At 44.7% G+C, this 14,362-nt stretch carries 14 protein-coding genes; 12 read left to right on the forward strand and 2 right to left on the reverse strand.

The features are described from left to right. From PBV53_RS03355 to PBV53_RS03365, 3 genes are all read left to right on the forward strand, one after another. Positions 1 to 592 (forward strand): NAD-dependent epimerase/dehydratase family protein (locus PBV53_RS03355; protein ID WP_270095773.1); only part of this gene is annotated, 592 nt, incomplete at its 5' end. Positions 593 to 1,046: 454 nt separating this feature from the next. Next, on the forward strand, positions 1,047 to 3,263 hold the full coding sequence (locus PBV53_RS03360; RefSeq protein ID WP_270095774.1) for a CDC48 family AAA ATPase: 2,217 nt from the start codon (positions 1,047 to 1,049) through the stop codon (positions 3,261 to 3,263). Between the two features lie 33 nt (positions 3,264 to 3,296). Beyond that, positions 3,297 to 3,566, forward strand: a complete 270-nt coding sequence (locus tag PBV53_RS03365) for a PRC-barrel domain-containing protein (RefSeq protein ID WP_270095775.1) — start codon at positions 3,297 to 3,299, stop codon at positions 3,564 to 3,566. A 13-nt stretch (positions 3,567 to 3,579) separates the two neighbouring features. Here PBV53_RS03365 and PBV53_RS03370 read toward each other — a convergent pair whose 3' ends face one another. Together PBV53_RS03370 and radA are read right to left on the reverse strand one after the other, a co-directional pair. Further along, positions 3,580 to 4,260, reverse strand: a complete 681-nt coding sequence (locus PBV53_RS03370) for a phosphoglycolate phosphatase (RefSeq protein ID WP_270095776.1) — start codon at positions 4,258 to 4,260, stop codon at positions 3,580 to 3,582. A 37-nt stretch (positions 4,261 to 4,297) separates the two neighbouring features. Next, positions 4,298 to 5,275: a DNA repair and recombination protein RadA gene (gene radA, locus PBV53_RS03375; protein ID WP_270095777.1), complete on the reverse strand. Its 978-nt coding sequence runs from the start codon at positions 5,273 to 5,275 to the stop codon at positions 4,298 to 4,300. Positions 5,276 to 5,661: 386 nt separating this feature from the next. Here radA and PBV53_RS03380 point away from each other — a divergent pair, with 386 nt between their 5' ends. From PBV53_RS03380 to nadE, 9 genes are all read left to right on the forward strand, one after another. Then, positions 5,662 to 6,210 carry a metal-dependent hydrolase gene (locus PBV53_RS03380; RefSeq protein ID WP_270095778.1) on the forward strand — a complete coding sequence of 183 codons (549 nt, stop codon included), beginning with the start codon at positions 5,662 to 5,664 and terminating at the stop codon, positions 6,208 to 6,210. Positions 6,211 to 6,334: 124 nt separating this feature from the next. Further along, on the forward strand, positions 6,335 to 6,799 hold the full coding sequence (locus PBV53_RS03385; RefSeq protein ID WP_270095779.1) for a phosphopantetheine adenylyltransferase: 465 nt from the start codon (positions 6,335 to 6,337) through the stop codon (positions 6,797 to 6,799). Positions 6,800 to 7,231: 432 nt separating this feature from the next. Further along, a complete protein-coding gene (locus PBV53_RS03390; RefSeq protein WP_270095780.1) occupies positions 7,232 to 8,164 on the forward strand; it encodes a UDP-N-acetylglucosamine 3-dehydrogenase in 933 nt (310 codons plus the stop codon). A gap of 53 nt (positions 8,165 to 8,217) precedes the next feature. Continuing rightward, complete coding sequence (locus tag PBV53_RS03395; protein WP_270095781.1) at positions 8,218 to 9,636, forward strand: nucleotide sugar dehydrogenase; 1,419 nt, start codon at positions 8,218 to 8,220, stop codon at positions 9,634 to 9,636. Positions 9,637 to 9,731: 95 nt separating this feature from the next. Continuing rightward, positions 9,732 to 10,361 (forward strand): 4'-phosphopantetheinyl transferase family protein, encoded by a 630-nt coding sequence (locus tag PBV53_RS03400; protein ID WP_270095782.1) that lies wholly within the window; start codon positions 9,732 to 9,734, stop codon positions 10,359 to 10,361. A 156-nt stretch (positions 10,362 to 10,517) separates the two neighbouring features. Beyond that, the gene (locus PBV53_RS03405; RefSeq protein WP_270095783.1) at positions 10,518 to 10,763 is read left to right on the forward strand and encodes an acyl carrier protein; all 246 of its coding nucleotides are present in this window, start codon (positions 10,518 to 10,520) and stop codon (positions 10,761 to 10,763) included. Positions 10,764 to 10,767: 4 nt separating this feature from the next. After that, the gene (locus PBV53_RS03410; RefSeq protein ID WP_270095784.1) at positions 10,768 to 12,246 is read left to right on the forward strand and encodes a class I adenylate-forming enzyme family protein; all 1,479 of its coding nucleotides are present in this window, start codon (positions 10,768 to 10,770) and stop codon (positions 12,244 to 12,246) included. After that, entirely contained in the window at positions 12,227 to 13,237 is a 1,011-nt protein-coding gene (locus tag PBV53_RS03415; protein WP_270095785.1) for an adenine nucleotide alpha hydrolase family protein, read from the forward strand. The genes PBV53_RS03410 and PBV53_RS03415 overlap by 20 nt, the downstream gene beginning before the upstream one ends. 154 nt (positions 13,238 to 13,391) lie before the next feature. Then, complete coding sequence (gene nadE / locus PBV53_RS03420; protein WP_270095837.1) at positions 13,392 to 14,351, forward strand: NAD(+) synthase; 960 nt, start codon at positions 13,392 to 13,394, stop codon at positions 14,349 to 14,351. The last annotated feature ends 11 nt before the right edge of the window (positions 14,352 to 14,362 follow it).

A 14,362-nucleotide genomic window follows, 5' to 3' on the forward strand; every position in this document is an offset into this window, starting at 1 on the left:
GGATATTGAAAGATTTGTGTATTTCAGTTCAGCTGCTACCTACGGAAACCCTGTTGAGTTGCCAATACCTGAAACACATACGCAAGAGCCATTATCACCATATGGTGCCAGTAAGCTTGCAGGAGAAAAATATTGCCTTATGTATAACAAGGCATACGGACTACCAACGACCTGTATAAGGCCTTTCAACATATACAGCCCCAGACAGGACCCCTCGAATCCGTATTCAGGAGTTATCTCAAAGTTCATGGATAAAGTTTCAGGAGGGACTGTCCCGATTATCTTCGGTGACGGAGAGCAGACCAGGGATTTCATCCATGTCCAGGATGTTGTGGATCTGGTGGATCTTATGATCTCGAAGAAAGCGGCCATTGGAAATGTTTTCAATGCAGCTACAGGCAAAGCCACAACTATCAATGAGCTTGCAGAGATCATAATAGAACTATTCGAAAAGGATGTCAAGCCAGACCATAAAGAACCAATTGCAGGAGATATAAAACATAGTGTGGCCGATATTTCAAAGGCTGAGAAACTGGGATTCGCCCCGAAAGAGAGTTTGAGAAAAGGACTTGAACAATTCTTGGAAAAATGAAATATGATGAGGCTAAGAATGGTCAAATTTTAAATTAAATTCCCATGGGAGATACGATCTACACAGGTATGCAAATTCTTCACCGTTTAGCTCTGTAAATTCAAATTTGCAGAGTTATTTGCAATACCATCTTCTTCTTCTTCTTCAGGAATATCTTTGATAGTTACAGCACATATCCCCGGCACCTACAGGAACTGATATTTCTGAATTATAAAAGGATACACACATCCTTTATATCTGCATATCAGCAACTGCCGATGGTGACAAAAATACAGATAGATATCAAAAGATATCCATTATGAAGAGGCAAAAACAAATTCGATATAAACTGCATATCTAAATATGCGATCATAAGTATATTAACTTCATCAAAATTAGAAAAGCATGACATAGAACCACATATTATTTATGTCTTGGAACAGATAAAATAGTAAAACAATTAAGGATGAGACCAATGGAAGAACTACAGATCAAAGTAGAGAAAGCACATCCAATCGATTTTGGACGGGGTATCATACGTCTTGATCCGAGCACCTTGCTCAGCTTACAGCTATCTCCAGGAGATATTGTGGAGATCGTTGGGAAAAAGAGGACCGCAGCTAAGGTCTGGCGTGCAGACCGTCAGGACTGGGGGCAGGGGATAGGTCGTATCGATGGGTTCACCCGTCAAAATGCAGGAGTAGGCATTGGGGAAAGGGTCCACATCCAAAGGACCGAGGTACTTGTGGCGGAGAAGGTCATACTGGCACCTCCTGAAGGTGTGATGATGGAATTCGGATCCAACATAACCGCCATCATCAAGCATAATATACTGAAACGGCCGTTCGTTGTGGGGGATGTCATCCCAATAACAAGTTCGATGACCCAATCAGCACCTGGAAATCAGGCGATACCTCTTGTTGCTATTAAGAGCGAGCCTGAAGAAGGCATTTTGATGGTCAATGAGAGTACAGAGATAGAACTGCGCCAGAAACCTGTGGAAGGTTATGAGGACACTGCCAGCGGCATCACTTATGAGGATATTGGCGGTCTTGGGGACGAGATCCAGAGGGTCCGCGAAATGATAGAGCTGCCTCTGAAACATCATGAGATATTCCAGAGACTCAATGTCGAACCTCCCAAAGGGATCATCCTTCATGGCCCACCAGGCACGGGAAAGACACTTATTGCAAAGGCAGTTGCCAATGAATCAAGGGCGAATTTCCTTTATGTTGCAGGTCCTGAGATAATGGGACGGTTCTATGGAGAGAGCGAAGAACGCCTGAGAAAAATATTCGAGGAAGCGGCAGAGAATGCACCTTCCATCATATTCATAGATGAGATAGATTCCATTGCACCAAAACGTGAGAACGTGACAGGCGAGGTCGAACGCAGAGTGGTGGCCCAGCTTTTGACACTTATGGATGGCATGGAGGAGAGAGGACAGATAGTCGTTATCGGAGCTACCAACCGCGTGGACTCCATCGACCCGGCCCTTCGCAGACCGGGAAGATTCGACCGTGAGATAGAGATAGGGGTGCCAGATAGCGATGACAGGCTGGAAGTGCTCCAGATACATACTCGCGGAATGCCACTTGCAGAAGATGTTGATCTTGAACATCTCTCCACCTATACCCAGGGTTTTGTGGGTGCGGACCTGCTTTCACTTGTCCAGGAAGCTTCAATGCGGTCCCTGCGCAGGATCATCCCAGAGATAAATCTTGATGAGGATGAGATCCCACAGGAAGTACTGGAAAAGCTCATTGTCCAGGCGGATGATTTTGAGGAAGCACTTAAGGAAGTGGAACCTTCCGCCATGAGAGAGGTGTTTGTGGAAGTGCCTTCCATTACATGGGAGGATGTGGGTGGCCTTGATGATGCGAAGCAGGAGATCGTCGAAGCTGTTGAGTGGCCACTGAAACATCCGAACAGGATCATTGAGATGGGGATCAAGGCACCCAAGGGTATCTTACTATATGGCCCTCCCGGCACCGGAAAAACCCTTATTGCACAGGCCGTAGCAAATGAGGCAAATGCTAATTTCATTAGTATAAAGGGACCTCAGATGCTGTCAAAGTTCGTGGGAGAGTCCGAGAAGGCTGTGCGTGATACTTTCAAGAAAGCAAGACAGGTATCCCCTTGCATAATCTTCTTCGATGAGATAGATTCCATTGCTACAACGAGGATGGCAGATAGTGAGACCGGAAGAAGCTCACAACAGGTCGTCAATCAATTGCTGACCGAGCTTGACGGACTGGAGCCTCTAAAGGAAGTAGTAGTTATTGCCGCCACCAACAGACCGGATATGCTCGATCCAGCCCTGATGCGTTCAGGAAGGTTTGACAGACTTGTGCTTGTAGGCAACTCCACGATCCAGGGAAGGGAAAGTATATTTAATATCCATACCCGCAACGTACCTTTGGATAGCGATGTCAGTATCCAGGAGCTTGCCGCCATGACCGAAGGGTATGTGGGGGCTGACATAGAATCCGTATGCAGAGAGGCTGCAATGCTTGCAATGCGCGAGGATTTCGAGGCGAAGAAAGTAAAGGCAAGGCATTTCTTTGCTGCAATTGAGAAGGTCAAGCCTACGATAACAGAGGATATGGCCGAATTCTATAACAAGGTCCAAGACAAACTAAAGGGTGGAACTCATAAGCAAGAAACAAGTTCTTATATGGGTTACATGTAAAGATTCTACTAAATATTCAAAGGGAGACAAAGGATGGCAAAAGTGTTTGCAAAGAACCTGACCAATAAACAGGTAATGGCCACGGATGGAACCGAGCTAGGCGTACTGAACAATATAGTGATGGAAAATAAGACCGGTGAACTGGAGAACCTTATCATTAAGCCGGATATCGGCCTGGATACTTCCAAATATCAAAAGGACGGACAGTACATCGTCGTTTCTTTTGATGCAGTCAGTGCTATCAAGGATTACATAGTTGTTGATAAGCTCATAGCGAAAAGCCTGCCACGCAACAACCTGTAATTCCCTTTTTTATTTAGAGAAGGCCATTGGAGATAGCATATTCAATGGCCTCAAGGGTTCCTTTTCCAAAGGAAGCTTGGGTCATATATTTTGCAGCCTGTTTTGCTTCATCGTCGGCATTGCCGACTGCAATCCCAAACCCTGCGACCTGCATCATTTCAGCATCGTTACATGAGTCACCAATGGCAAGATAATCCGAGGGTTCAAGTCCCATAAGTTCTGCCACTTTCAAGAGCCCTGTACCTTTGTTCATGGCAGTGCTTTTGATGTGTATGGCATAACCGGTGTCGATGATCTCAATATCGATACCGTTTTCAGAGAGAGTACTGCGGAGATCTTCGACTGCGACGTCCCTGTTAAGTACGACCTCTGTCTTGCGATATGCGGCATCGAGCTTTACCAGATCATGATATTGAGAAAGCAGCTCATATGCCTTTTCGCATTCTTCTTTGCCCTCGGCTATGATGGAGGGGCTGTCAAAACCGGTGGAGACCACGCCCCCATTCTCTGCTATTACGATACCACTGATGCCTATTAGCTTTGCAGCAGCGTGAACATAGCACAAAGGATTGCCTGTGGACAGGACCACCGGAACGTTCAATTCGCGAAACCTTTTCGCGACATCGAGGTCCAGTGACCTGTTAGGATTGGTTATAGTTCCGTCAATATCAATGACAATAGCTTTGAGGACCATGCCATCAGATATGACGAAGAACCATATAATTGTTTACTCAGGCATCCCCAATACCATCTGTTGTGACGGAGATGAGTGCTTCGCCATCCGGGAGGTTCGGGGAGTCCACGAGCTTGACTATCCTTTTCTCGCCTTTGGATTTCCTTATGTAGAGCCTGAAGGTAGCAGTGTGGCCGAGAATGTGACCGCCTATTGGTTTTGTGGGGTCGCCGAAGAAAGCGTCAGGTTTTGACATGACCTGATTGGTGACTACCACACATGCATTGGAAAGATCCCCAAAACGCAGGATATCATGAAGATGTTTGTTGAGCTTCTGCTGCCGGTCGGCAAGTGTACCCCTACCGATATACTCAGCCCGGAAATGGGCAGTGAGGGAGTCAACGATAAGAAGTTTGACTGGCATCTCGGTATTTTTGAGCTCGTTGGCAAGCTCATTGGCGGAGTCCACAAGAAGGATCTGATGATTGGAATTGAAGGCACGTGCCACATGGATGTTCTTGAGGAATTCCTCAGGGTCGTACTCGATGCCGTGCTTATCAGAGATACCTTTTACCATCTGTGCGATCCGTTCAGGCCTGAAGGTGTTCTCAGTATCGATCATGATCACAGAGCCACCAAGACCGCCCTGCTCGGGAGGTAATTGTACGTTCACAGCAAGCTGATGGGCGATCTGCGTCTTTCCAGACCCGAACTCCCCATACATTTCCGTGATGGACTGGGTCTCTATCCCGCCACCCATCATCTCATCGAATTCTGTGCACCCGGTGGACAGTTTGCCCACAAGTTTCCGCCTTTCAAGAACAAGGTCACCGGTTTCGAATCCACCGACATCCGCCGACTGCCGGGCGGCGTTGATTATCTTTGCAGCTGTAGATTCCCCGATCTCCGCACTGTTGGCAAGTTCTGCCGGGGAGGCTACAGCAATGGCTTCAATGGTAGTGAATCCAGCATCTTTGAGCTTCTGTGCTGTTGCCGGTCCTACGTGATCAAGATCTTCCAATAATACTTCTGTCATTTTTAATTACTCCTTGAGGTGCACCAGTTTTTTTGGTTCATGTGTGCACATTAGTTCTTCAATTATCTTCAGGACTATATATACGTGAGCTAAGCGGGTTGAAAGTATTCGATTGAAAAATGGTCAAAAATTCAAGATGCTTAGTTAAAATTAAGTTACCCATTGGTAAGGTATTTTGGCCACAAGAAAGAGACATCATTGCCTGATTAGCTGACATCATATGAACCAAATGGAAGGATGCTATTGAACAATTAGTAACTGGGCCATACAGAAATTACCCCGTGCCCATGTTTTTTCAAATATCATGCAATTTCACGCAATTTATGCCCACCAATCCAAAAAACGCAGTCATAACACTTAATATATTTACAGATCCAGTCAAGATCATGTTTATCATTGGGCATTTGGGGCTTACACTGGCGATATTTTTGATCATCTCACTTCTTATTCCGTCCATTAGGAAGAGGATCGATTATCGGTTCGTTGCCATCGGGGCACTTTTACCGGACCTTATCGACAAGCCGATAGGGAGATTGTTCTTTGAAGAAATATTTGCCAATGGAAGGATCTTTGCCCACACATTCTTGTTCGTAGTAGCCCTATTCCTTTTGGGCGTCTTTATTTACAGGCAGCAGAGGGAAAATGGATCAGGAATGATCGTTCTGTCTTTTGCCAGCCTCATGCATATTTTACAGGACCGTATGTGGTTAGTACCACAAACGTTCCTGTGGCCTGTTATGGGATGGGAATTCCCGCAGGGGTCTGTTTATGGAGGATTCTCACATTACATTTCCGTAGTTACCACGAACAGTTTTGCACCGGAGGTCTCGAACACATACATGTTCGAACTTGCAGGACTTGGAGTGTTCATCGTAGTGATATACTGGCAACTCTTCAGGATCATTGTACCACACACAACAGATCAGGATCTATAACATTTATTTAGAGAGTGTTGATCACCGATCTTAAACCACTTACCCATTCCCACACCACCATCCCGACTACCAAGCCCGCCAATCCATCATAACACTTATGACATACGAACCCCTTTTGCAAGCGATGGGAAGAACAGCGGTAGGAGGAACCTTTGAATTCCTTCACGATGGCCACACGGCACTGATCAGAAGGGCGTTCGAGATGGCGGAAGGCGATATTGTGGATATCGGCCTGACATCCGATGAGATGGCAAGACAGAAGAACAGGAACATTCCCGACATCAACACCCGTAAGAAGAATCTGACCACCTTCATCGAGCAACTTGGCATACCCGAAAAAAGGTACAATATACAGACCCTGAAGGATCCTTACGGCTCTACCCTTGAGGAAAATTATGAGTTCATCGTAGTGTCCCCCGAGACACACCCCGTAGCCCTGAAGATCAATGAGATCAGAAAAAGTGCAGGAAGGCCCGAAATAAAGATAGTGAGCATAAACTACGTAATGGCTGATGACGACATGCCCATATCCTCCACCCGTATCGGCCAGGGAGAGATCGATGTGCACGGACATATGAAGCTCAAGTGAGATGGATTTCAGGTGTGAACTACTGGCTTCCAAACACCTGCAAAAGTACTAATTATTATCAATATGTATGTTTCTTTTTTAATATATTTTAAAAGATGCGACCGATTTACTTAAATATTTATAGACTACTTAAAATATTGGGTGTAAAGGTGGTAATCCAAAAATTGGCGCCCGGAATTGGTGGTAAGTATGATCAGTGTAGAGAAGACATGCCCTGTATGTGGCAATAAGTTTGTGGTAGATAAGAGCGTAGCTGAGAGAGACTTGTTTTGTACGCTCGGGTGTTGTTTGAAGAGTACGAGCAATAGCTCGCAGAGTGATTGTGTGCAGGCTTGAGAAGATCAACCAGCATTAAAGACGTGTAGACTTATAAGGATCGTGAACATTAGTCGTACTTGTATTCGATCCATCTATTTTTAAGGAATAATTATCATGTTACGTGTAGGAGTTATCGGAACCGGAGCTATGGGTGTTAACCATATAAGGATATATCATGAGATGGAAGGCGTGGAACTTGTCGGAATCTCAGATATCGATGAGAAAAGGGTGAATGAACTTTCCAGAAAATACGAAACCGAGCCATTTACAGACTACAAGAGGCTGCTTGGGAAAGACCTGGATGCTATTAGCATCGTTGTCCCGACAAAGCTCCATAAACGGGTGTGTCTTGATGCCCTTGAAGCCGGGGCAAATGTGCTTGTGGAAAAGCCCATAGCGGATACGCCGGAAAATGCAAATATAATGATACAGGCTGCAAAGAATGCAGGAAAAGCATTAATGATCGGACACATAGAGAGGTTCAATCCGGCGGTCATCAAGCTTAAGGAGATCATAGATGAGGGGCTGCTTGGAAAGATAGTTTCCATTTCGACCCGAAGGGTCGGCCCATACAATCCAAGAATAAGGGATGTGGGTGTGATCCTGGATATAGGAGTGCACGACATCGATATCATTTCATACCTTTACGGCCTTGAAGTAAACAACGTTCATGCCATTGCAGGTGCAGACATCCATCCGTTCGAGGACCATGCGTCCATCCACCTGAGATTTGACCATGACCTGACAGGACTTGTGGATACCAACTGGCTGACCCCTCACAAGATACGCAACCTTACCGCCGTAGGAATTAAAGGCGTGGCATATCTGGACTACATCAACCAGACATTAGAGCTGCATGATGAGAACTGGATAAGGGAAGCAAAAGTGGACAAGGCTGAGCCTCTCAGGAACGAACTTGAACATTTCATCAAATGTGTGAGCACAGGTGAAAAGATACATCCCAACGGAGAGAACGGAAAGCACGCACTGGAAGTCTGCATGGCTGCCATTGAGTCATACAAACAGGAAAAGACTATCCAATTGTGATCGCTACATATTAAATTTTTACATTTATAAAACGGATAACACAGGTTGATATAATGAGTGACAAGTTACAGAAAATTATGGATGCACGAGGACCAATCAAAAAGATAGGCGTGCTAGGTATGGGATATGTAGGTATTCCTGCTGCTGCTCTGTTTGCAGATGTAGATGATTTTGAAAAGGTGCTGGGTTTCCAGAGGAACTCCGCTTCATCCGGCTACAAGATCGATATGATCAACAACGGCGAAAGCCCGTTGAAAGGTGAAGAACCCGGCCTTGAAGACCTCTTAAGAAAAGTCACCGATGCCAAAAAGTTCGAGTGCACCCCAGATTTCTCAAGAATTGCAGAGATGGACGCAGTGACCCTGGCCATCCAGACCCCATTTGCGAACCCTGCAGACCTCATCCCTGATTTCGGAGCCCTCATCGAAGGCATACGCAATGTGGGTAAATACCTCACCCCCGGCACACTGGTAGTGCTTGAATCCACCGTCACCCCGGGAACCACAAAAGGAATGGCCAAAGACATCCTCGAAGAGGAATCCGGCCTGATAGCAGGAGAGGATTTCGCCCTGGCCCACGCTCCTGAACGCGTGATGGTAGGACGCCTCCTGAAGAACATCCAGGAACACGACAGAATTGTCGGAGGAATAGACGAGACCAGCACAAAGCGAGCCATCGAGCTATACTCCCCGGTCCTCACAAAGGGAAAGATCATCCCAATGTCCGCCACGGCCGCCGAGGTCACCAAAACCGCAGAGAACACCTTCCGTGACCTCCAGATCGCAGCAGCCAACCAGCTCGCCCTCTATTGCGAGTCCATGAGAATCAACTTCTACGATGTCCGTGCCGGAATAGACAGCCTGAAAGGCGAAGGCATCACAAGAGCCATCCTCTGGCCCGGAGCCGGAGTAGGCGGCCACTGCCTGACAAAAGACACCTATCACCTTGAAAGAGGTATAGAGATAGCCGGCGAAACGCCCCTTGACTACCCCGAAAATGCTGACTCCATCTACGTCCTCGCAAGAAAAGTGAACGACTTCATGCCCGCCCACATGTTCAAGCTCACTGAAGATGCCCTTGCAGCCACCGGCAAAAAGATCAAAGGCTCAAAGATCGCCATGCTTGGCTGGGCCTTCATCAATGATTCCGATGATGCGAGGAATCCCCCATCCGAACCATACAGGGATCTACTTATCGAAGCCGGTGCTGAAGTGATGGTACATGATCCGCATGTTTTAAGCTATCCAAATGTTGAGATCGAGAAAGATATGGGATCAGTAGTGAAAGATGCTGATGCGGTCGTGATCCTGACCGGTCACTCCGAATACTTCAAACTGAGCCCTGCGGATGTTAAAGCATTGATGGGTAAAGATCAGCCTGTTATTGTGGATGGCAGGAACGTTATTGATCCTACTGTTTTTGTTGATGGAGGGTTCGTTTATCGAGGGATTGGAAGAGGGGATGTTAACTGAACATATGAGGGAATAAGTTTAGAAGGAGATAATACAGTGATCCAGAGGACATGGAACTGCGGTATTTTGTGTGCATATATATGTGGGGAACTGGTATGGACACTAAAAATTTAAAAATACCATCCACTGTTTCTCTGGAACATATACTCCACTTTTGGGAACAGAATGATATTCTTATCCTCATAGTTGATCTGAATGACTATGATACATTGAATACAGATCACCTGGATGACATTGAAAAAGAACATCTGGAAATATTACAAACCGAATATTTCAAAAAAAGATACATTACATCCAGAATCGTTTTGAAACATATTCTGTGTAGTATCCTCAAAGAACGAACCGTATCCGACATATCCATGTATAAAGACAAATATGGAAAAGTCCATGTACATAATCATAAAGAAGTACATATCTGCATCTCCTATACTGAAAATATTGTCACCCTGGCGATCTCAAAGACCGAGATTGGTGTTGATGTCGAGCTTAGAAAATTACGGTCTCTTACAAATGTTTCAAAATACCTGCACAACCCACTTTTACATGCCGACACATATGCGAATGGTCACGATCATTTAATGATATGGACCCTGAAAGAAGCGTATTGTAAGTTTTTGAATAAGAGCATTTTATCTAATTTGAATAAAGAATTATATCTTGACAATATCTGTCATTTAAATTATATTATAAACAGCAAATACATACTTGCTGTTGTTACTGATTAGAATCAGTATACGATTAATATTTGTCGTCTCCAGGAAATTGCCTTGTTGAAAATATATTAATACCATTAGAAATAACATTATACATGGCAAAAAACTAACGTGTATTGCCAACGATCATCGATTCGCAAAAAAGGAGAGCTTGGGGGCTAGAGAGACATGGAAACGATAAAGAAAGATATACTTAACTACCTGAATAACAAATCTTTTATGGATGGGAACACCCAGTTGAATGATAATGATTCCCTCACCCAGAACGGGATCATGGATTCGATCGGCCTGATCGAATTGATGGATTATATATGTGAAAAATATTCCATAGAAATTCCTGAAGACATGTTGACCCCGGAAAATTTTGACTCTTTACAAGGAATCACTGATCTGATCGTTAAACTGACAGAGTGAGATCATGAGAATTGATACCTATATTACAGAATATGCCAGAAAAAGTCCTCATAACGTTGCCATTGAAGAAGGCAAAAACTCTATTTCCTACAGCTGTCTTGATGAGGATATAAATAGTATTACCTCATCCATGATGGACTTTGGGCATTGCAGGTTTGCAATACTAGCAGAATCCGGCATACAATATATAAAAATGCTTATGGCGGTATACCGGTCAAACAACATCGCAATACCTCTGCCGATCGAATTGCCAATGTTCAGTCTGGAACGGATCCTTGATACTGCCCATATCAATAATATAATTGCAACAGAAACACAGTATTCAAGGCTTGGAGAGGACTTTTTTGAGTGTTTTGAAACCGTGGTCGTTGTTTCAAATGATACTTCCGTAAAGACCCTGCGTAAAAGGATCGTAAGAGAGATCAATAATCCAGACACGAGACTGGTGCTGTACACATCCGGTACAACAGGCACTCCAAAAGGCGTCATGTTAAGTGATAGAAACCTGATAGCAAATGCAGGTTCAATAATAGAGGTACTTGACATAATTCCTGATGATAAGGCAGCAATGGTGATATCCCCACACCATGCTTTTGGAAATTCCATAATCGATTCCCAGCTGATGGCTGGCGGATCCATCGGAGTCGGGAACATGAACTTTATAGAATCGACTTTCAGTCTGATAGAATCAGGAATATCGATATTCTATGGAGTTCCCAGTACATATCGTATGCTCCTTCGACATCCAGAGAGGTTCAAAAAGGCATTTGGAAATGTCAGGATGGCTGCATCTGCAGGCGGTGGCATGGATGGAGTCACAGTGAAAAATATAAAGGAGTCGAATCCGGATATAACGATACTGCCAATGTATGGTCAGACCGAAGCCACGGCAAGACTGGCCTACCTGCCGCCAGAGGATGTGGACAAATTCGGTGATACGATCGGCAAGCCTATACCCGGCGTCATCCTGGATGTATTTGATGCCGACAACAGACCGGTTGGACCAGACATCGCAGGAGAACTGGTTGCTAAGGGCGACAATATACTGATAGGTTACTTGGATGATGAGATGGCCACTGAGAAGAAGATCATTGATGGTTGGATGTACACAGGGGATCTGGCACAGAAATTGCCCAATGGTTATTTTAGACTACTGGGGCGCAAGGACGACCTTATAAAAATAGGTGACCATCGAGTGAATCCAAGAGAAGTTGAAAAATATATAGAGAACAACAATGAGGTCACCAATGTTTTCGTGGTACCGGTGCCACACGAGATTATGGGAAATGCCATTAGCCTCATGGTCATTCCTGGACAAGGGACAGATGTTGAAAACCTGCATGCATTCTGCCGGAAAAACCTACCTGGCTACCTTTGCCCACGGGAAATACTCTTCATCGATAATCCGCCATTGAGCGAGAACGGGAAAATATCTAATAGATCTATAATAGAGGGGTATCAAAATGTCAAAAAAAGTATGTGAAAAATGTGTTCTGGATTCGGAGATCCCGGGCATAACGATTAATGAGGAGAGTGGCCTCTGCCATTTTTGTGAGACATATGCCCCTCTTTCTTCGGAAGAGAAGGATGAATATGTAGCCCGGATGGAAGAACTCTTTGAGGAACACAAGGGCAAGCACAAATATGACATGATCTTTGCACTTTCCGGTGGCAAAGACTCTTCATACACGCTTTACAAACTGAAAAATAAGTATCCCTTCCTGAAAATACTGGCCGTCCAATTTGATAATGGTTTCACATCTGAGAACGCAGTAGCGAATGCAAAAAAAATGTGTGAGATAGCAGGATGTGACTATTTTAAACTGACCATGGAAAAGGATATACTGTACGATACATTCAGAAAGGCTGCTGAATCCCATGATGTATTCCCCAAGGTCGCCAAATACAGAGCCAGTGATATATGCAACACCTGCATCAGTATCATCAAACAGAAGTTGATAGAACAGGCCATCGTTCAGAAAGCACCTTTCGTTGTATTTGCATTCACAGGGGCACAGTCCCCCAATCCCATAATCAACCTGTCAGCTAATTTCATACAGTGGTCGAGGAAGCTTTTTGAGAAACAACTTCAAGAGATGGGGATTGATGACAGGGATGAGTTGTTCCTGATAAAAAAGGATGTTATTGAAAATATAGGAAATGACGCTCCAATCATGCTGCACCCCCTATGTCTGTGGGATTATAATGAAAATACAATAATTAAGAACTTGGTGGAGATAGGATGGCTCCCCCCAGATATCAATGACAGTAATTCGACCAACTGTACATTGAATTCCTTTGCCTGTTACAACCATCTGGATAAATATGATATTCATCCATACGCCTTTGACATAGCAGGAATTGTCAGAAGCGGAGATATGTCCAGAGAGGAAGGTCTGGAAAAACTCCACAAAGAATTATCACAGCCATTGATAGAAGAAGCTGCGAACAAACTTAAGCTAAAGCTAAAATAAGCCACAAAGTTATATAGCAGCTTTTTGCTCCATGGCTAAAGAGAATATCTGGATTGCTGGCAACCATTCCATGCAAATCAACCAATGTAATCCCTTACCTTGTGATATAATGTCAACCATCCAATCATTGTAGGAGAGTGATACCATACGAATAATTGATGAACTGAACGGGGATGCTGAAAAGATCGCCGAAACTATCAGGACTTTTATTAAGGAACAGGTTGTGGGTTTTAAGAAAAAAGGATTGGTCATAGGAGTCTCGGGAGGCATTGATTCAGCTGTGGCCCTTACGCTTGCCGTGCAAGAACTGGGAAAAGATAATGTATATGGCCTGCTCATTCCAGAAAAAGAATCGGCCCCATCCAGCACATCCCTAGGGGCAGAGATTTGCGAAAGCCTGGAAATATCATATGAAGAGGTCTCCATCTCCCCCATACTGGAATCACTTGATATTTATGATAAGAAGGAACAGATCATAAAGAGGACCTGTCCGGAATATGACCCCAGGATACACAAAACATCGCTGGTACTGCCTGATTTTCTGAATCAGGGATTGTTGAACGTTCCATATATACAGCTGATAAAGGATGGCGAAGCGATTGCAAAGTACAGGTTGAAGGCAAACGATTATCTGGAACTGATCGGATTGCAGAACGTCAAGCAAAGGTCCAGGATGCTCGTCCAGTACATGTGTGCTGAGAAGATGAACTATGCAGTTTGCGGTACTACCAACAAGACTGAACTGGCCCTTGGTCAATTCGTAAAATACGGAGACGGGGGCGTGGATATTGAACCATTGGCGGATTGCTATAAGACCCAGATATATGCCCTGGCAAAACTTCTCAATGTCGATGAAGCGATCATACAGCGGCCACCAAGCGCTGACACATGGAGCCATTTCACCTCTGATGAGGATTTCTACTGGCGCATGCCCATCCATGTCATGGATCAACTACTGTATGCTCAGGAACATCGGCTGTCTGTAGAGGTAATTGAAAAGAATACCGAATTGTCCAGAGAGACCATACACAAGGCCCAGAGACACATCGATAGAATGAGAAATACTACCACATATGTGCGAGCAGCTCCACCCATCTGTTACCTGGGCAGATGAGTCACGGAAGA

It is taken from the genome of Methanococcoides alaskense, from assembly GCF_027594145.1.
Taxonomy (GTDB): domain Archaea; phylum Halobacteriota; class Methanosarcinia; order Methanosarcinales; family Methanosarcinaceae; genus Methanococcoides; species Methanococcoides alaskense.